Annotated in this window: 20 protein-coding genes and 1 pseudogene; 9 read left to right on the top strand and 12 right to left on the bottom strand. The window is 64.0% G+C overall.

Annotation, left to right across the window (positions count from 1 at the left end; all coding sequences use genetic code 11):
- Positions 1-419: pseudogene (locus tag HR9077_RS13565) on the top strand (aldehyde dehydrogenase (NADP(+))); the annotation flags it as partial.
- Between the two features lie 258 nt (positions 420-677).
- Here HR9077_RS13565 and HR9077_RS13570 read toward each other — a convergent pair.
- The 3 genes from HR9077_RS13570 to HR9077_RS13580 form a co-directional block, all read right to left on the bottom strand.
- Positions 678-1,322 carry a LysE family translocator gene (locus tag HR9077_RS13570; RefSeq protein ID WP_136067539.1) on the bottom strand — a complete coding sequence of 215 codons (645 nt, stop codon included), beginning with the start codon at positions 1,320-1,322 and terminating at the stop codon, positions 678-680.
- Between the two features lie 45 nt (positions 1,323-1,367).
- Positions 1,368-1,949, bottom strand: coding sequence for an exopolysaccharide biosynthesis protein (locus HR9077_RS13575; protein ID WP_136067540.1), 582 nt, complete (start codon positions 1,947-1,949; stop codon positions 1,368-1,370).
- Positions 1,950-2,027: 78 nt separating this feature from the next.
- Positions 2,028-2,447: an NINE protein gene (locus tag HR9077_RS13580; protein ID WP_136067541.1), complete on the bottom strand. Its 420-nt coding sequence runs from the start codon at positions 2,445-2,447 to the stop codon at positions 2,028-2,030.
- A gap of 493 nt (positions 2,448-2,940) precedes the next feature.
- Here HR9077_RS13580 and HR9077_RS13585 point away from each other — a divergent pair, with 493 nt between their 5' ends.
- Both HR9077_RS13585 and HR9077_RS13590 read left to right on the top strand, forming a co-directional pair.
- Positions 2,941-3,144, top strand: coding sequence for a cold-shock protein (locus HR9077_RS13585; RefSeq protein WP_031382855.1), 204 nt, complete (start codon positions 2,941-2,943; stop codon positions 3,142-3,144).
- Positions 3,145-3,457: 313 nt separating this feature from the next.
- Positions 3,458-3,661 (top strand): cold-shock protein, encoded by a 204-nt coding sequence (locus HR9077_RS13590; RefSeq protein ID WP_031382854.1) that lies wholly within the window; start codon positions 3,458-3,460, stop codon positions 3,659-3,661.
- A 102-nt stretch (positions 3,662-3,763) separates the two neighbouring features.
- On the opposite strand, the gene HR9077_RS13595 is transcribed toward HR9077_RS13590, so the two are convergent.
- The 6 genes from HR9077_RS13595 to HR9077_RS13620 form a co-directional block, all read right to left on the bottom strand.
- The gene (locus HR9077_RS13595; RefSeq protein ID WP_136067542.1) at positions 3,764-4,309 is read right to left on the bottom strand and encodes a hypothetical protein; all 546 of its coding nucleotides are present in this window, start codon (positions 4,307-4,309) and stop codon (positions 3,764-3,766) included.
- Between the two features lie 87 nt (positions 4,310-4,396).
- A complete protein-coding gene (locus HR9077_RS13600) occupies positions 4,397-4,834 on the bottom strand; it encodes a nucleoside deaminase (protein WP_136067543.1) in 438 nt (145 codons plus the stop codon).
- Positions 4,835-4,847: 13 nt separating this feature from the next.
- On the bottom strand, positions 4,848-5,276 hold the full coding sequence (locus HR9077_RS13605) for a VOC family protein (RefSeq protein ID WP_136067544.1): 429 nt from the start codon (positions 5,274-5,276) through the stop codon (positions 4,848-4,850).
- A 24-nt stretch (positions 5,277-5,300) separates the two neighbouring features.
- The gene (yegS, locus tag HR9077_RS13610) at positions 5,301-6,227 is read right to left on the bottom strand and encodes a lipid kinase YegS (protein WP_136067545.1); all 927 of its coding nucleotides are present in this window, start codon (positions 6,225-6,227) and stop codon (positions 5,301-5,303) included.
- A gap of 76 nt (positions 6,228-6,303) precedes the next feature.
- Complete coding sequence (locus HR9077_RS13615; protein ID WP_136067546.1) at positions 6,304-7,494, bottom strand: multidrug effflux MFS transporter; 1,191 nt, start codon at positions 7,492-7,494, stop codon at positions 6,304-6,306.
- A 60-nt stretch (positions 7,495-7,554) separates the two neighbouring features.
- Complete coding sequence (locus HR9077_RS13620) at positions 7,555-8,253, bottom strand: MgtC/SapB family protein (protein WP_136067547.1); 699 nt, start codon at positions 8,251-8,253, stop codon at positions 7,555-7,557.
- A gap of 130 nt (positions 8,254-8,383) precedes the next feature.
- Between HR9077_RS13620 and HR9077_RS13625 the strand changes: the two genes are divergently transcribed.
- The gene (locus HR9077_RS13625) at positions 8,384-9,202 is read left to right on the top strand and encodes a formate/nitrite transporter family protein (protein ID WP_136067548.1); all 819 of its coding nucleotides are present in this window, start codon (positions 8,384-8,386) and stop codon (positions 9,200-9,202) included.
- A 70-nt stretch (positions 9,203-9,272) separates the two neighbouring features.
- On the opposite strand, the gene HR9077_RS13630 is transcribed toward HR9077_RS13625, so the two are convergent.
- Positions 9,273-10,967, bottom strand: a complete 1,695-nt coding sequence (locus HR9077_RS13630; RefSeq protein ID WP_136067549.1) for a 2-isopropylmalate synthase — start codon at positions 10,965-10,967, stop codon at positions 9,273-9,275.
- A 272-nt stretch (positions 10,968-11,239) separates the two neighbouring features.
- Here HR9077_RS13630 and HR9077_RS13635 point away from each other — a divergent pair, with 272 nt between their 5' ends.
- The 4 genes from HR9077_RS13635 (at position 11,240) to HR9077_RS13650 (ending at position 14,084) form a co-directional block, all read left to right on the top strand.
- Entirely contained in the window at positions 11,240-11,725 is a 486-nt protein-coding gene (locus HR9077_RS13635; RefSeq protein WP_136067550.1) for an Lrp/AsnC family transcriptional regulator, read from the top strand.
- A gap of 128 nt (positions 11,726-11,853) precedes the next feature.
- Positions 11,854-12,201 carry a putative quinol monooxygenase gene (locus HR9077_RS13640; RefSeq protein WP_136067551.1) on the top strand — a complete coding sequence of 116 codons (348 nt, stop codon included), beginning with the start codon at positions 11,854-11,856 and terminating at the stop codon, positions 12,199-12,201.
- A 217-nt stretch (positions 12,202-12,418) separates the two neighbouring features.
- A complete protein-coding gene (locus HR9077_RS13645; protein ID WP_136067552.1) occupies positions 12,419-13,543 on the top strand; it encodes an ion channel in 1,125 nt (374 codons plus the stop codon).
- A gap of 22 nt (positions 13,544-13,565) precedes the next feature.
- Positions 13,566-14,084, top strand: a complete 519-nt coding sequence (locus tag HR9077_RS13650; protein ID WP_136067553.1) for a GNAT family N-acetyltransferase — start codon at positions 13,566-13,568, stop codon at positions 14,082-14,084.
- 74 nt (positions 14,085-14,158) lie between these two features.
- On the opposite strand, the gene HR9077_RS13655 is transcribed toward HR9077_RS13650, so the two are convergent.
- Positions 14,159-14,857, bottom strand: a complete 699-nt coding sequence (locus tag HR9077_RS13655) for an aspartate/glutamate racemase family protein (RefSeq protein WP_136067554.1) — start codon at positions 14,855-14,857, stop codon at positions 14,159-14,161.
- Positions 14,858-14,961: 104 nt separating this feature from the next.
- Positions 14,962-15,237, bottom strand: coding sequence for a DUF1127 domain-containing protein (locus tag HR9077_RS13660; protein WP_136067555.1), 276 nt, complete (start codon positions 15,235-15,237; stop codon positions 14,962-14,964).
- Positions 15,238-15,599: 362 nt separating this feature from the next.
- Between HR9077_RS13660 and nfo the strand changes: the two genes are divergently transcribed.
- Positions 15,600-16,472 (top strand): deoxyribonuclease IV, encoded by an 873-nt coding sequence (gene nfo, locus HR9077_RS13665; RefSeq protein ID WP_136067556.1) that lies wholly within the window; start codon positions 15,600-15,602, stop codon positions 16,470-16,472.
- The last annotated feature ends 20 nt before the right edge of the window (positions 16,473-16,492 follow it).

Here is a 16,492-nt window from a genome sequence, read left to right on the forward strand (position 1 = left end):
ACGCGGCGCTGCAGGAAGAGGTGTTCGGCTCCACCTCGCTGGTGATCGAGTGCCGCGACCGGGCCGAGGTGAAGCAGGTCGCCGATCGACTCGAGGGCCAGCTCACCATCACCCTGCAGATGGACGATGCCGACCACGACGCGGCCCGCGACCTGCTGCCGACGCTGGAGCGCAAGGCCGGGCGCCTGCTGGTCAACGGCTGGCCGACCGGCGTCGAGGTGTGCCACGCGATGGTCCACGGCGGGCCCTTCCCGGCCACCTCGGACGTGCGCACCACCTCGGTGGGCAGCGCGGCGATCCATCGCTTCCTGCGGCCGGTGTGCTATCAGAACCTGCCCGACGCGCTGCGCCCCGAGGCGCTCAAGGAGAGCAATCCGCTGGGCCTGAAGCGGCTGTACGACGGCCAGCGCGAAGGCTGATCGGCGAGCGCAGACAGCGACGCGAAGAGGGCGGCCCCGGGGCCGCCCTTTTTTGTCGATACCCCGCGAGCGACTTCCGGAATCAACGCCACGGAGCATTCGATGACTCTGCCCGGCCAGCACATGCGTCCGGGCACCGGCGGCTCCGGGTGTGCAGGATCCGTGTCGTCGCCGAATGACTCGACACTGGTGACGCTGGCCAAGGCTCGGCGAACGAGGGGGATCGTCAGGTCCAGATGGGGCGGGGTCTACCGCAGGTCAGGGGCGCTGCTGCAGGGCCAGCTTGATGCCCAGCGCCACCAGGACCGTCCCGGTAACCCCATCGAGGGTGCGCGATACCCAGCGCTTGGCCAGCCAGGTTCCGGCCCGGCCGACCGTCAGGGCGATGGCGATCTGCCACAGGTTGGCGATCACGAAATGCACCCCGGCCAGCCACAGCGACTTGAGCAGCGCCGGATCGTGCGGGGCGATGAACTGTGGCAGGAAGGCCATGTAGAAGACCACGGTCTTGGGGTTGAGGACATTGGAGAGAAACCCCTCGCGCACGGGCAGCATGACCGGCACTTCTCGTCGACGCGTCGCGTCCACCCCCGTGACCGGAAGCGGATTGCCACGACGTGCACTGAGCAGGCTCTGCACCCCCAGCCAGATGAGGTAAGCGGCCCCCACCAGCTTGAGCAGCCCGAAGGCCCAGGCGGATTGCAGCAGTATCAGCGAGATGCCCAGCGACGACACAGTGGCATGCACGAACAACCCGCAGCAGATGGCCACGCTGGTGATGACACCGTCGCGCACTCCGCCACGGGCGGTGTTGCGGATCACCAGCAGAGTGTCCACTCCGGGCGTCATGCTCAGCAGCGTGATCGCCACTACGAAGGGCAAAAACTGGGCATCGATCAGCATCGTCTTTTAGTCTCGGGCAGGTTTCAGGAAAGCCGGATCGATGGCTTACGGCAACAGCCAGCGCCAGATGACGAAGGCGCCAAGCGCCATCACGGCGAGCGCGATCACGATCAGCAGTCCATCCTCCGCCGCCAGCCCCAGCCCCAGCAGGGCAATCGCCAGCGCCGGAATCGCCGCGGCGAAGGGCAACAATTCGAGCGGAATCATGGACAACGCCAGCAGTGCCGCGAGCGCCGCAACCAGCCGCCGTGGCAGCGGCTCGGTCAGCGCCTGCAGACGCGGTTTCAGCAGCCTGTCGAAGCGCTGCGTCCATGGACGCAGCCGATCGACGGCCTGATGAAATCGCTCATGGCTGAAACCGCGCTCACGCAGGCGTCGCGGCAGCCAGGGAGACGGCTTGCCCAGGGCCAGCTGGCTGGCCACGAAAACGATGAAGAGCCCGCACAGGGTCGGTATACCGGGGATCATGCCGGTCGGCAACAAGGCGATCAACGCCGGCAATACCAGCAACGGGCCGAAGCCGCGCGACGCGAAGTTGTCGACTATGTCCTGAAGCCGAATCCTGCTGCCGCATTCAACCTCGTCGAGCTGGTCGAGCAATCCGGTCAGTGCCATCCGTCTGGCCATCTGCATCCCTTCCTTGTGTAGCGTTTCTTATCCTGGCAACCGGGCATCGACCGGCCACCTCTTCCCGCTGCACCGTGACTACTGGCTGAACAAGCCGCGCCGGGCGTGCTTGAGCGAAATCTGGTCGTTCAGGGTCCAGAAATCGTAGAGCACACCGATCAGGAAAAGTCCGCCGGTCAGCAGGTAGATCAAGCCCGTGAACCATTTGCCCATGTACATGCGATGCAGGCCGAACACGCCCAGAAAAGTCAGCAGCACCCAGGCCAGCGTGTAGTCGGTCGGCCCGGCATGAAAACGCATGTCCGCCTGACGGTCCATCGACGGAATCAAGAACAGGTCGATCAGCCAGCCGATGCCCAGCAGTCCGAAGGTAAAGAACCAGATCGTGCCGGTGACCGGCTTGCCGAAGTAGAAGCGATGGGCCCCGGTGAAACCAAAGATCCACAGCAGGTAGCCCACTAGCTTGCTGTGCGTGTTGCTGGACGCAAGTTGTGTCACGCCTCTCTCCTTGTAAAGACCTTAAGAATAGCAGGGCCAAAGCGGGTAACGGGGAGCGTCCAGGCAAGCCCCGGCATGCCCCGGCATGCCCCGGCACCGTCGATGTGAGCACAGCCAACTCTATCATGGGCGAGCGGAGACCTGGCAGTCGTGGCCGCTCGCCATGGCACGCCTCGCGGGTCACGTGAAAAGACCATTGACTATCGACTCGTACCATGCCGCCCGGGAGTCTGGACGCATTCGACATTAGCATCTAAGGTGCTGGATGCGGGGCATCGTAACGTGAGAGATCCACTCAGCGTAGCTTGGCGTGATCCATGGCAACGATGCACACGGCCGCTGCGTGGGTCTGCAAGTCGAATGGCGTCAGTAGCTTATCGGTTTCCGAAGGCTTCCAGTGCGCATCCCTTGTCGCCCACGCATGACGGGCAAATCGCGAGCGAGGTTCTCGCAGCCCAGCAACATCAACATGTTAGTTAAGGAAAAATCGACAATGGCAACTGGCACTGTCAAGTGGTTCAACGATACCAAAGGCTATGGCTTCATCTCTCCCGACGATGGTGGTGATGATCTGTTCGCCCACTTCTCCGAAATTCAGGCTGAAGGCTTCAAGACCCTGCAGGACGGCCAGAAGGTCTCCTTCGAGGTCACCCAGGGGAAGAAAGGCCTTCAGGCCGCCAATATCAAGGCGCTCTGAGTCCTTGCAGTAGGTTCCGAGCGAGACGCTGCCGCGCAAGGCCCGCTTCGGCGGGCCTTGCCTGCGCACTGCGCGACGGATCACGCTCATCCTCTGGAGCCTGGCCAAATTAAGCTTGACCCGCGACGCGGAAGAGCGCATCCTTCAGCGACTGGTTTGTAGACAGAATGACGTCAGTTGTTAATCGATTCCCTCGATAACCCCGTGCGCGTTTCTCTGGCTTATAAGCCTCGCACCGGCGGTTCGTAGCAGTCCGCAAGGCTTCACGTAATCGCATCATCATCAGTAAGTTAGATAGTTAAGGAATTCGACAATGGCAACTGGCACTGTCAAGTGGTTCAACGACACCAAGGGCTTCGGTTTCATCTCTCCGGACGACGGCGGCGATGACCTCTTCGCTCACTTCTCCGAAATTCAGGCAGAAGGCTTCAAGTCTCTGCAGGACGGTCAGAAGGTTTCCTTCGACGTCACTCAGGGCAAGAAAGGCCTTCAGGCCGCTAACATCAAGCCGGCCTGATACGCCTAACCGCGTACAGGTTGCACCGATGTCACGTCCTAGGACGTGACATCGTGAAAAGGCCCGCCTCGGCGGGCCTTTTTGATGCTCGGTCATCGCGATTCAATTGGAACCGTCGCTGGACGAATCGTCGATCTCGATCGACTGCTGCTCCTTGACGTCCTGCTTCTGCGCTTGTTCGAACTGATCGTTGATCTCCTTCTCGGCTTCCTTGAATCGCCGCTCGGTTTCCTTCAAGGCCTGGTCGACGTCGTCCTCGGAATTGTCCCAGGAGTTGTTCGCGGCGGTCTCGCCCGCCGACTCGCCCACCGCCGCATCGTCTCCCGTCACAACGTCGCCCTGCCCTGCATCATCGCCCCCTGCAGTACCGCTGCCATCCGCCGTACCGTCCTCTTGCGTCTGGCCGTTGCCGGCCGAGTCGCTACCGGCCATCGCGTCCGCATTGCCATCACTCTCCGCCTGCGTTTCGTTGCGCGGCGTGCGCTCAACGGCCCCGGCATCCTCGGCCGTCGCCTGCGATGACTGGGAAGACTGGCCGCTTTCCTCGGCCGCCGGGGCGCTCTCTTCATCGTCGCCACCGTTGCAGCCCGCCAGGCCGAGCATCAGCGCCAAGGGTATAGCCGTCATCATCCAGGACGTCTTGGCCATTGGGTATTCTCCTAATCGTGAACAAAAGGGTGGGTGGTGGATGCCGCGCGCCATTGCAGCAAACGCCTCGCTCGGGCGCAAGACACGCTAGACGCCGATATCTTCGTTCCAGATATCGGGATGCCGGGCAATAAAGGTCGTCATCAATTCGCGACAGGTCTCGCTATCGAGCACCTCAAGTGCAACGCCCTGTTCGCGCAGATGCGCTTCGGCTCCCAGGAACGTACGATTCTCGCCGATCACCAGCCGAGGGATGCCGTACAGCAGGATGGCCCCGCTACACATCGGGCACGGCGACAGCGTGGTGTAAAGCGTTGCCTCCCGATACACCGAGGCCGGCTGGCGGCCGGCATTTTCCAGTGCATCCATCTCGCCGTGCAGGACTACGCTGCCCCGCTGCTGGCGCTGATTGTGGCCGCGACCGATGATCCGCCCCTCGTGGACCAGTACCGAACCGATCGGCACACCGCCTTCGGCCAGCCCCTTGCGCGCCTCTTCGATCGCCGCCTGCATGAAGGTATCCATATGGCTCCTTGCCTCAAGTCGCGAACAGCTGCCCGTCGATATCGCGAAACGCCTTGAACTCCAACGCATTGCCCGAAGGGTCGAAGAAGAACATGGTGGCCTGTTCGCCGGGCTCGCCCTGAAAGCGAATGTACGGCTCGATCTCGAAACGCACCCCGGCCCGGGTCAGGCGGTCGACCAGCCCTTCCCAGTCGTTCATGCCCAGCACCACACCGAAGTGCGGTACCGGCACACCGTGCCCGTCGACTGGGTTGCGATGCACACCGGCCCCCTTCTCGTCGAGTTCCGGATTGAGATGACAGACGAACTGGTGTCCGTATAGATTGAAGTCGACCCAGCGATCGCTGGAGCGCCCCTCGGGGCAACCCAGCAAATCGCCGTAGAAGCGCCGAGCCTCGGCAATATCACGGACCTGAACGGCCAGATGAAACGGATTGGGCATGGGGTCGTTCTCCTTGCATGGGAATCACGGTCGGGGGGATGCGTTCAGCAGCTCGCTCGTGTCGGGCATCGCCAGCATGATGGCGCGCGGTTCGAGCGACACTTCGAAGTGCTCGAGGTGGCGTGGCTCGCCATCGAGATTGAGCGGAAAGCGGGCGTCGCTGCGAAAGCTCAAGCGGGACGTGCGAATCGTTCGTACGAATTCGCCATCCTCAGGTAACCGCTCGATCTCACTGAGCAACTGACGCATGTCATGCAATGACGAGAAATGGCGCACGACCAGCACGTCGAGAAGGCCATCGTCCAGCTTGGCGGCCGGCGCCAGACACTGACCGCCGCCGGCCTGGCGACCGTTGCCGATCGCCAACAGGAACAGCGGCGTGGTCAACTCGCCTTCCGGCCAACTGAGTACGCCCTGATAAGGCTGGTAGCGCCAGGCCTTGAGCATGCCCATCAGCGAATAGGCGCCGCCGCCCAGCAGGCGCTTCAAGGCGACCGGCGTCGAGGTGGTGATCTCGGCTCCGAAGCCACCGGTCGCCATGTTGATGAAGCAATCGTCACCGAGACGCGCCACGTCCACCGCGTGCCCGCCACCGGACAGCGCGAGCTCAAGTGCCGGCTGCGGCTCCAGCGGCAGCCCCACGCCATGGGCGAAATCATTGGCGCTGCCCAGCGGCAGGATACCCAGCGTCGGGCGCCGCGCCGCTTCCACGGCCATCAGCCCCGCGACGACCTCGCTGACCGTGCCATCTCCGCCCCCGGCAACGATGCGCGAGACGCCCTGATCGGCAGCCTCACGCACCATGCGCATGCCGTCGCCCCCTTCCCAGGTGACACGCACGTCCAGCGCATGACCCTTTTCGCGCAGCGCAGCGACCGCCTCGCGCACCTCGGGGATTTGTGCCGATTTGCCATTGATGATCAAGTGCACAAACTTGCTCGACTGAGCCATCCACTGCATTCCTTGTACTGTCACTCCATTGATCGCCATACCATCGCCTGTCGGCGCACGCATCGCAAGCGAAGCATCAGGCCGTCACCTCGTTCCCTCTGTCCCCTCTGTCGCTGATCAACAACACCGCAACCGGCAACACGGCGACCAACGCCAGGGCGCCCTGCAACGGCATCCCCGTCGCCAGCATCGCGGAGGCGAGCATCGCGCCTCCCCCCAACTGGACGGCGCCGAGCAGCGCGGCGGCGGTGCCGGCCAGCTCGCGGAAGGACTCCAGCGCGAGACTCGATGCGGCCCCGAGCGTCAGTGAGAAGCCCACCGACAATACCGCCACGGGCCCCATGAAACTGACGATCGACAACGGCAACGCCACTACCGCCATGGCATGCAATAAGCCGGCCACCAGCACCAGCGTCAAGCCGATTCGCACGGTGGGCCGACGGCCCAGGCGATGGATGATCCGCGGCGCGATGAAAAAGGTCGCGATATTGATCAGCGCGTTGCCGCCGAAGCACGCGGCGAAAGCCAGCTCGCTGAGCTGCAGTCGCTCTACCAGCAGCACCGGTGCCGCGGAGACGTAGAGCAGAATCGTCGCCATGCAGACTCCCGCCGTGCCGGCATAACGTGCGAACGCCCGGTCGCCCAGCACCTGGCGATAGCGCGACCAGCTGTATAGTGGGCGCGGCGGCTGCACATCGCCGGGCCGTGTCTCGGCAAAACGCAAGGCCCCGACAATCAGCAGGCCGAGTGCGAACAGCGCCATGAAGGCAAAGTTGCTGCGCCAGCCCAGCGTCACCGCGAGCACCCCGCCCACCACCGGTGCCAGGGCCGGGATCAGGCACAGCGCGCCGTTGAGATAGCTGTAGATTCGCGCGCCCTGAGCCGGTGTAAAGGCATCACGTACCGCGGCGAACGCCACCGTGGTCGTGGCGCAGGCGCCCAGCCCCTGAAGAACGCGCGACGCATAGAGCGGCCCCAGGCTGGTCGCCGCCATGCCCAACAGGGCGCCGAGCGCATACAGCGCCGAACCGGCCAGCAACGCCGGACGGCGGCCGAAGCGGTCGGTCAGTGGACCCACCACGATCTGGCCGAGGCCGACGCTGAACAGCAACAGCGTGATGGTGATCTGCAGAGCCGTGGCGGACTGCCCGAGATCGGCGGCCATGACCGGCAACGACGGCAGATAGATGTCGATCGCCAGCGGCGTCAGCATCACGCTGGCGACCAGCAACATCATCAGGCCGGTACGGGTGGGCGATGTGACCATGAGGGCTCCTGCTGTCGGGGGAGAGCCACTGTAACGCCCTGTCATGGAATGGCAAGCGGCTCACTCACCGGCTGGCGACAGCCGGAACTCGAGCAACCCCTGCGTCCCATGACGCAGGTGCCGGGCCAGCCGCGCCAGGTTATGCCGGTCCTTGGTCTGCAACACCATGTGGTAACGATAGACCGCACCGTGCTCGCCCAGGCTATAGCTCATCGACTTCACCATGCAGCCATGCTGAGCGATCAGCTCGCGGACCTGCTCCTCGTTCGGTGCCCTCTCTGTAGCGTAACTGAGTACATGGTCGGCATAGTATTCGCTGGGCAGGTGCTGCTCGACCCAGCGGAACAGCGACAGCGTCAACAACGTGCTCAGGGTGGCGACCACCGCCGGCAGCCAGAACCCCACCCCGAACAGGATTCCCAGCACCGAGGTGATCCAGATCGAGGCCGCCGTGGTCAGCCCATGGACGTTCAAGCCCTCCTTGAAGATCACCCCGGCACCGAGAAAGCCGATCCCGGTCATGATGCCCTGCGCCATGCGCGTGGGATCGGTGCGAATCGTCGACTCGGGAATGCTGGTGTCGAGCCACTGCCACTGGTTGGTGCTGACGATCATCAACAGCGCCGAGGCAGCGCAGACCAGGGCATGGGTGCGAAACCCCGCGGGGCGGCCGTGGAAACTCCGCTCCAGACCGATCAGGCTTCCCGCCAGCCACGCGGCCCCCAGGTGATAGAGAATCGCCAGACTTTCCCCAGACATATACCCGCTCCCTGTACCGTCAGTCCGTTATAAGAATAGTCAAGATCAGCACACTAACGGCTTGCCAGCCCGCATGCCTTCGCCCACAGTCGGTTAGCATCGCTCACCTCCCCGCGGAAGGAACCGCCCGATGAATAACCGATCCACGACGCCGCCGAGCAATGACCTGCAGCTTGACGGCGACCGACTGCCCTCACAAGCGGCGGCGGTACACGAAACGATCCGCGCCGACGGCGAAAGAGAACTCACCCGCACCACCTCGGCGCTGTTCTGGTCGGCGCTGGCCGCCGGCCTGTCGATGAGTTTCTCGATGCTCGCCAAGGGTCTGCTGGACGCCCACCTTCCGGACAGTAGCGTCGCGTTCCTGGTCTCCTCGCTGGGCTATACCGTGGGTTTCCTGGTGGTGATTCTCGCCCGCCAGCAGCTGTTCACCGAAAATACCGTCACCGCCGTGCTGCCACTGATGAGCGAGCCCCACCTGTTCAAGCTGCTGCGCCTGCTGCGGCTATGGAGCGTGGTCCTGATCGGCAATCTGGTGGGCACCGCCATCGCGGCCTATGCGATCGTCGCCATGCCGCTGTTCGACGGCAAGACCCACGAGATCTTCCTGGGACTCGGCCACCACGTACTCGAGAACGACTTCGGCGAGATGTTCGCCAAGGGCGTCATCGCCGGCTGGATGATCGCCACCATGGTATGGCTGATCCCCGCCGCGGGCCAGGCCAAGATCTGGGTGATCCTGATCGTCACCTATCTGGTCGCCATCGGCGGCTTCACGCATATCGTCGCCGGCTCCACCGAGGTGATCTACCTGGTGTTCTCCGGCGAGGCCGGTTTCGGTGAATATCTGCTGGGCTTCGTCCTGCCCGCCCTCACCGGCAACGTGGTCGGCGGCACCTTCATCTTCGCCCTGATCAGCCACGCCCAGATCCGCAGCGACAGCGAGTAACCGCCGCCCCAATGAATCGGCCGCCCGAAGGCGGCCGTTTCTCACTGCTTTTCACTGCATGCGGCTCTTCTCAGGCCGTGACAGCCGCCGCGTTGGCCTCGCGCTCGCTGGCCGCCGTGCGCCCGGCGCGGTTGAGCGCCGAAAGCACCGCCTTGAGCGAGGCGCTGACGGTATCGCCGTCTTCGGCCATGCCGCTGACCCGCCGGCCATCGACATTGAGCTGGACGAAGGCGATCGCCACGGCGTCGCTGCCTTCGCCGAGCGCATGCTCACCGTAATCGACCACGTTTACCGAGCTGCCGCTATGGCGCTGCCAGGCATCCATGAACGCCGATATCACGCCATTGCCATTGCCCTCGAGCGTCAACGCCCGGTCGCCGTCATGCAGCGTGACGGTCAGCTGTTCGGCCTCGTCCCGGTCCAGGCGGTAGCCCTTGAGCGTGAGCGGCGCCTCGTTGGCGAAAGTGGTCATCAGGATATCGCGAATCTGCTGGCTGGACAGCTCGCCGGGGACCCGCTCGCTGGCCTGCTGCACATGGGGCGCCAGCTCCAGGGTCATCCAGCGCGGCAGGCTGATGCCGAAATCGCGCTCGAGCAAAAACGCCATGCCGCCCTTGCCCGACTGGCTGTTGACGCGGATCACCGCCTGGTAGTCGCGCCCCAGATCGTGCGGATCGATGGGCAGATAGGCGACCTGCCACGGTTCGTCGGCGCCCTGCTTCTGCAGACACTTGCGGATCGCGTCCTGGTGGCTGCCCGAGAAGGCGGTGTAGACCAGCTCACCGATCCACGGATGGCGCGGATGCACCGGCAGATTGGTGCACTCGGTGCAGACCTGGATGATCTCGTCGGGGTTCGACAGGTCGAGCTCCGGGTCGATGCCCTGGCTGTAAAGATTCATGCCCAGGGTCACGATGTCCATGTTGCCAGTACGCTCGCCGTTGCCCAGCAGCGTGCCCTCGACGCGATCGGCGCCGGCCAGCAGGCCGAGTTCCGCCGCCGCCGCCGCGCCGCCGCGGTCATTGTGGGTGTGCAGCGAGATGATCGCGGCCTCGCGGTTGGCGAGGTGGGTGATGAAATACTCGATCAGATCGGCGAAATGATTCACCGGGCCGACCTCGACGGTCGCCGGCAGATTGAGGATGCAGGGGTTGTCCGGGGTCGGCTGCCATACCGCCATGACCGCCTCGCAGATTTCCACGGCGTAGTCGGGCTCGGTGCTGGTAAAGCTTTCCGGCGAATACTGGAAGCGCCACTCGGTGTCCGGGTAGCGCTCGGCATACTCCTGCACCCAGCTCGCGCCCTGGCGGGCGATCTCGATCACCCCGGCGCGGTCCATCTCGAATACCCGCTCGCGCTGGGCGGTCGAAGTGGAATTGTAGACATGGACGATGGCGCGCTTGACGCCTTCGAGCGCCTCGTAGGTGCGGGCGATCAAGTGTTCACGGGCCTGGACCAGTACCTGGACGGTCACGTCGTCGGGGATCTGGTCCTCTTCGATCAACCAGCGCACGAAATCGAAATCGGGCTGGCTGGCCGCCGGGAAACCGACCTCGATCTCCTTGAGCCCCACCTTCACCAGCAAGGCCCATAGACGTTTCTTCTGTTCGACGTTCATCGGCTCGAGCAACGCCTGGTTGCCGTCGCGCAGGTCCACGCTCGCCCAGGTCGGCGCGCGGCTCAGCGTGCGCGACGGCCACTGGCGCGGTTGGGTCAGCGGTACCGGTTTCGCCGGCGTGTACTTGCGATGATCGAACGAAGCCATGGGGGTAATCCTTGCCGATGGTGGATGAAAGCGACCGGAGCCGCAGTCGGAATGGACGCCGAACGCCGGATGGGCGTCAACGGCGAAATCGAAACCGGCTCTCGTGAAGCCGGCAACCTGAACGAAACATAGCATTCCGGATAGCGCTTGTGGCGACGGCTACCAGTCTAGCCCCGATGGCACGACGATGGATTGCGAATTACCCGTGAATCGGCGGACGAATTGGCATAAACTTTCAAAGTATTGTCAAAAAAGCTCTAAAGTTGCCAACCATGCCCAACACAACGCCAACTCCTGCCCTCGACCGCTACGACCGGTCCATTCTCGATGCACTGCAACGCGATGGGCGCATCAGCAACCAGGAACTCGCCGAACGTATCGGCCTGTCGCCCTCCCCCTGCCTGCGCCGGGTACGTGCGCTGGAAGACAGCGGCCTGATCGCCGGTTATCGCGCCATGGTCGATAGCAAACGGCTCGGCTATAGCCTGATGGCGCTATTGCACATTTCGATGGACCGCCACACGCCGGAACGCTTCGCCAACTTCGAAACCAAGGTCGCCGCGCTTTCCCAGGTGCAGGAATGTCTTCTGATAACCGGCCAGGAGGCCGATTATCAGCTCAAGGTGGTGGTCCGCGACATGGACGACTACCAGGACCTGCTGCTCAACCGCATCACCCGCATCGAAGGCGTCAGTGGAGCCCACTCGAGTTTCGTGCTGCGCCGGGTCATCGACAACCCCGTGGTGCCGATGGCTTGACCGGCGGCCGGGTTGCCGGCCCGGCCCCTTGCCGAGACGTCAGGTTGCGATGCACAGAACCGAGCACTGCGAAGCAGCGCGAGCGAATGCTATGGTTGGCCGTTCATCAATCATCGACTGGAGTTCTCATGTCTCGGAAGGTCTACTGCATCGCCAGCTTCAAGCCCAAGCCCGGCAGGGAAGACACCGTCTTCAAGGCCCTGCAGGCGCTGGAGCCCAACGCGCACCGCGAGGATGCCTGCCTGAAGTACACCGTGACCCGCCACATCGACAACCCGTTCGCCCAGGGCACTAGCTATCCCATCGTCTTTCACGAGGTCTGGGCCAACCGCGAGGCCTTCGAGGCGCACTGTCAGCGTCGCGAAATCCGCGAGTTCTTCGCCACGCACCTGGAAGCCGACGATGGCGACATCGAGGATGCCAATGTCTGCGTCTATACCGATGAGCCCAATGGCTTCGACGCTCCGCCGGTGTGAGTCTGCCGCAGCCGGCCAATAGGCCAGTAGCGTCATCGCGGGCCTGGCGGCGTGTAATAGGCACACTCGCGTCATGCCCCGGCTGCCCGGCATTGGCGCCTGGCAGCCTGGTCACGTAGCATCGGCGGGCAATCGCGCCGGTCCGGCCGAACCTGTCAGGCCGAACCTGTCAGGCCGAACCCAACCACGAGACGTAGCCCCTCGGGGCGGATTCGAGATGCACCTGCTTCGCCTACTGCGCCGCCGGCAGACTTCCGGCCGGGTCACCCAGCGGCTAAATCTGGACATGCACTCGCGACTCAAGCGAGCCTTCTACTGGCTGCTCGCCATCACCGCCCTGCATACCCTGGCCATGATGGCCTTCGAGGGGCTGAGCGGGGGCGATGCGCTATGGCTGACGCTGACCACGATGACCACGGTGGGCTACGGAGACTTCTCGGCCGCTACCCCGCTCGGTCGCGCCGCCACCGTGCTACTCCTCTACGTCGCCGGTATCACCCTGCTCGCACAGCTGGCCAGCGATTACATCGATTACCGCCTCAAACGCAAGGAATCCATGATCAAGGGCCGCTGGAGGTGGCAGATGCAAGACCACATACTGATCGTCAACAGCCCGAACAACAACGCCGCGGTCTACTTCGAGCGCCTGGTGAGCCAACTGCGCTCGAGCGCGGACCTGCATGACACGCCGGTGCAGATTCTCACCGATGCCTTCCCGGAGGGGCTGCCCGAGAGCCTGCGCGAGCGGGGCGTCGTCCATCACCACGGCGAGCCCTCCGACCCACGAGCGCTGGCGGCGGTCACCCCGGCCCGGGCCAAGGCGATCATCGTGCTGGCCCGCGACGAGTACAGCCGGGTATCCGACAGCATCACCCTGGACGTACTGAGCCAATTGCGTGAACTATGCCGGACGGGGCTGCCCTACACCGTGGCCGAGTGCGTGCACGAGGACAGCCGCAGGCGCACCGAGCTGGCGGGCGCCAGCACCACGCTGCGTCCGATCCGTGCCTACCCCGAGATGCTGGTTCGTTCGCTGGTGGCGCCGGGGGCGGAGAAGATCCTCGAGAACCTGTTCACCCACCACGACGACCATGCCATGCGCTATCCGATCCATCTGGAAGATGGCGTATGGTCCGATGTGACCTGCCGGCTGATGAAGGCGGGCATGGGCACGCTGATGGCCTATGTGGCGGAAGACGGCCATATCACCTGCCACCCGGCCCATGACCATCGCTTCAGTGCCAAGGCTCTGATAGTGATGGTGCGCGAAGAGTTCGTGCCCACCGCCCAGGATATCGAACGTTGCGTTCATCGGACCATGCCCAGCGATCCACGAGGCTGAACACCAGGACGCGCTGAGGACCATGGACGAAAACGGCCGAAATGCTCGTCTCGCGGACTACGCGATCCAGGAAGGCCCGACGCTGAACCTCGGCGGGCAAACCGTGACGTTGGTCAAGGCCGGCCACGACGATGTCGACGCGGCCGAGCGGCTGGTCTTCGACAACATGCACCCCTACCTGCGAGACGCCGGCATCGCCTGGGAATCGGCGCGCTTTCGCCAGGGCTTCGCCACGGCAGACAACTACCGCCTGATCGCCGGTGCGCAGACCGTAGGCCTGCTGTCGCTGACCTATGCGGCGGACCACGCTTACGTACGGGAACTGCAACTGATTCCGACCTACCGGCGCCGCGGCATCGGTAGCTGGCTGCTACGCGAGGTGGAACGCTTCGCCCGGCAACGGGGGCTGAGTCGCATCCGCCTGCGGGTTCTGAAAACCAGTCCCGCCGAGGCTCTCTACCGACGCCTGGGATTTCGTGTGGTAATCGAGGAAAGGGCCACGCTGGGCATGGAGAAATCGCTCGTCGACCCGCCGCGGTGAAGCATCATCATGCTTGCCTCCAGCAGGTAAGCCTCATCTACAGCGCCAAGCGCGAAGAAAACGATCGTGACCTCTCAGCCATCGCCCAGTGCGAACGCCAGGGCAGCCTCGACGTGCAGCGCCGTGGTGTCGTAGAGCGGCATCGCGGTGTGCTGCTGCTCTACCAGCATGGCAATTTCGGTACAGCCGAGTATCACGCCCTCGACGCCCCGTGCCGCCAGCGTGTCGATGATCGACACGAAGCGCGCCCGCGATGCCGGGTTGATCTCGCCCTGAACCAGTTCGTCGAAAATGATCTCGTGAAGGCTCACCCGCTCGGCCTCGTCGGGAACGACGACCTCGATTCCGAAGCGCTCTTCCAGTCGTTGGCGATAGAAAGCCTGTTCCATGGTGAACCGGGTGCCCAGCAGGCCAACTCGCCTGACGCCGTCGTTGTCCAGGGCTTCACCGGTGGCATCGGCAATGTGCAAAAGCGGAATGCCGATGGCGGCTTCGATGTCGTCGGCGACCCGGTGCATGGTATTGGTGGCGATCACCAGCGCCTGGGCGCCGCCCGCCTCGACCTGGCGTGCCGCCGTCGCCAGCGCCTGGCCGGCGCGTTGCCAATCGCCATCGCGCTGGAAGGCCTCGATCTCGGCGAAATCGACACTCACCAGACAGATCCTGGCGGAGTGGAAGCCCCCCAACCTGGCTTTCACGCCCTCATTGAGCAGCCGGTAGTAGCTCAGGGTGGATTCCCAACTCATCCCGCCGAGCAGCCCGATCGTCTTCATGCTTTCTCCTCGATGACCAAGATACGGATAGTGAGCAACGGGCCCCTTCCCGGGCCCCGCTGCCGGTTGGCAAGCCGCGGCCGCATCCGGCGACCGCGGCTTGGCTAAGTCAGCACGTTCCCACAGTAGGGACAGTACCCGTCTTCGCTGCGCTTGGCAGCTATCCAGGGCTCGCCGGTCAACGGCGCCTGCCGGGGGGCATCGTCGCTGGCGGCGCAAGCCTCCGGACTGAGTGGCCGTACCGCGCCGGCCTCGACATGCAGTCCGATGTCGCGCAGCAATCGCGCATCGAGATGCCTGAGCGAGTCGAACGCGACGCGACGACGACGGCGTACGGTGAGGGCCCGATTGAGTGCCTGATAGAGCGATGCCAATGTCATGTCCAGTCTCCTGGGTCGGAGGCCGGGATCCTATCGGGGCGGGCAAGCTGTTCGGAAGGAATCACTCTGGGCCGCGGTAAGATCCGCGGCCAGAACGTTAGAGTCGATCGACGGCACACGGATAGGCACGCACTCGCAGGTCATGGGAATTCATGACCGCGGCGGCGAAACCTAGCATGGTGGCCTGATAGGACATCGTGTCGATTCGTCCAACGAGTTGATGGTGAGGTCGTTCGCATCGGCTTTAATAAGCCGATACTCATTCATTAAAGCGGCGTCCTCCGTCGTCGTCAACCTGCGCGGCTCGCTAGCCGTCGACACAGGCCTTACCATGGGGGCGAATCCGCTACCCGGAAGCGCCCATGAAATATCTCGGAGCCCACGTCAGTGCCGCTGGCGGACCGGACCAGGCGATAAGGCGCGCCCACGAAATCGGCGCCGATGCGCTGGCGCTGTTTACCAAGAACCAGCGTCGCTGGCATGCCAAGCCCTTGAGCGACGAGGCGATCAGCGCCTTTCGCGACGCTTGCCTGGAATACGACTTTGGCGCGGCGCAGATACTTCCCCATGACAGCTATCTGATCAACCTGGGGCACCCCGACCGCGAGGGGCTCGCGAAATCCCGTGCGGCCTTCCTCGACGAATGCCAACGCTGCGAACAGCTCGGGCTGACGCTGCTCAACTTCCACCCCGGCAGTCACCTGGAGCGGATCAGCGAGCGCGATTGCCTGGCGCGTATCGCCGAGTCGATCAACGAAACCCACGCCCGTACCGAGTCGGTGGTCGCGGTGATCGAGAACACCGCCGGCCAGGGCACCAACCTGGGCCATCGCTTCGAGCACCTGGCCGAGATCATCGAGCAGGTCGACGACCGCTCGCGGGTCGGCGTCTGCGTGGACACCTGTCACGCCTTCGCCGCCGGCTACGATCTGCGCACCCCCGAAGCCACCCGCGCCACCCTCGACGAATTCGAGCGGGTCGTCGGCTTCGGCTACCTGCGCGGCATGCATCTCAACGACGCCAAGAGCGGCTTCGCCAGCCGCGTCGACCGCCACCACAGCCTGGGCCAGGGCAACATCGGCCTGGGGGCGTTCAGCACGATCGTCCGCGACCCGCGTATCGATGGCATCCCTCTGATTCTTGAAACCATCGAGCCGGCGTTGTGGTCGGAGGAGATCGCCTGGCTGCGCGGGCAACAGTCGGACGCGCCGGTCGAAACGCACGACTCGCGATGACACCACTTCTATCAAGGACG

Origin of the sequence: Modicisalibacter radicis, from assembly GCF_900961225.1 — a bacterium.
In the GTDB taxonomy this organism is placed as follows: domain Bacteria; phylum Pseudomonadota; class Gammaproteobacteria; order Pseudomonadales; family Halomonadaceae; genus Modicisalibacter.

Coding starts and splice junctions, on each gene's coding strand:
- HR9077_RS13575 (WP_136067540.1), bottom strand. CDS start 1,949: ATGGCCAGACGGATGGCACTGACCGGATTGCTCGACCAGCTCGACGAG.
- HR9077_RS13570 (WP_136067539.1), bottom strand. CDS start 1,322: ATGCTGATCGATGCCCAGTTTTTGCCCTTCGTAGTGGCGATCACGCTG.
- nfo (WP_136067556.1), top strand. CDS start 15,600: ATGAAATATCTCGGAGCCCACGTCAGTGCCGCTGGCGGACCGGACCAG.
- HR9077_RS13605 (WP_136067544.1), bottom strand. CDS start 5,276: ATGCCCAATCCGTTTCATCTGGCCGTTCAGGTCCGTGATATTGCCGAG.
- HR9077_RS13615 (WP_136067546.1), bottom strand. CDS start 7,494: ATGGTCACATCGCCCACCCGTACCGGCCTGATGATGTTGCTGGTCGCC.
- yegS (WP_136067545.1), bottom strand. CDS start 6,227: ATGGCTCAGTCGAGCAAGTTTGTGCACTTGATCATCAATGGCAAATCG.
- HR9077_RS13655 (WP_136067554.1), bottom strand. CDS start 14,857: ATGAAGACGATCGGGCTGCTCGGCGGGATGAGTTGGGAATCCACCCTG.
- HR9077_RS13600 (WP_136067543.1), bottom strand. CDS start 4,834: ATGGATACCTTCATGCAGGCGGCGATCGAAGAGGCGCGCAAGGGGCTG.
- HR9077_RS13585 (WP_031382855.1), top strand. CDS start 2,941: ATGGCAACTGGCACTGTCAAGTGGTTCAACGATACCAAAGGCTATGGC.
- HR9077_RS13650 (WP_136067553.1), top strand. CDS start 13,566: ATGGACGAAAACGGCCGAAATGCTCGTCTCGCGGACTACGCGATCCAG.
- HR9077_RS13625 (WP_136067548.1), top strand. CDS start 8,384: ATGAATAACCGATCCACGACGCCGCCGAGCAATGACCTGCAGCTTGAC.
- HR9077_RS13630 (WP_136067549.1), bottom strand. CDS start 10,967: ATGGCTTCGTTCGATCATCGCAAGTACACGCCGGCGAAACCGGTACCG.
- HR9077_RS13595 (WP_136067542.1), bottom strand. CDS start 4,309: ATGGCCAAGACGTCCTGGATGATGACGGCTATACCCTTGGCGCTGATG.
- HR9077_RS13590 (WP_031382854.1), top strand. CDS start 3,458: ATGGCAACTGGCACTGTCAAGTGGTTCAACGACACCAAGGGCTTCGGT.
- HR9077_RS13660 (WP_136067555.1), bottom strand. CDS start 15,237: ATGACATTGGCATCGCTCTATCAGGCACTCAATCGGGCCCTCACCGTA.
- HR9077_RS13645 (WP_136067552.1), top strand. CDS start 12,419: ATGCACCTGCTTCGCCTACTGCGCCGCCGGCAGACTTCCGGCCGGGTC.
- HR9077_RS13620 (WP_136067547.1), bottom strand. CDS start 8,253: ATGTCTGGGGAAAGTCTGGCGATTCTCTATCACCTGGGGGCCGCGTGG.
- HR9077_RS13640 (WP_136067551.1), top strand. CDS start 11,854: ATGTCTCGGAAGGTCTACTGCATCGCCAGCTTCAAGCCCAAGCCCGGC.
- HR9077_RS13635 (WP_136067550.1), top strand. CDS start 11,240: ATGCCCAACACAACGCCAACTCCTGCCCTCGACCGCTACGACCGGTCC.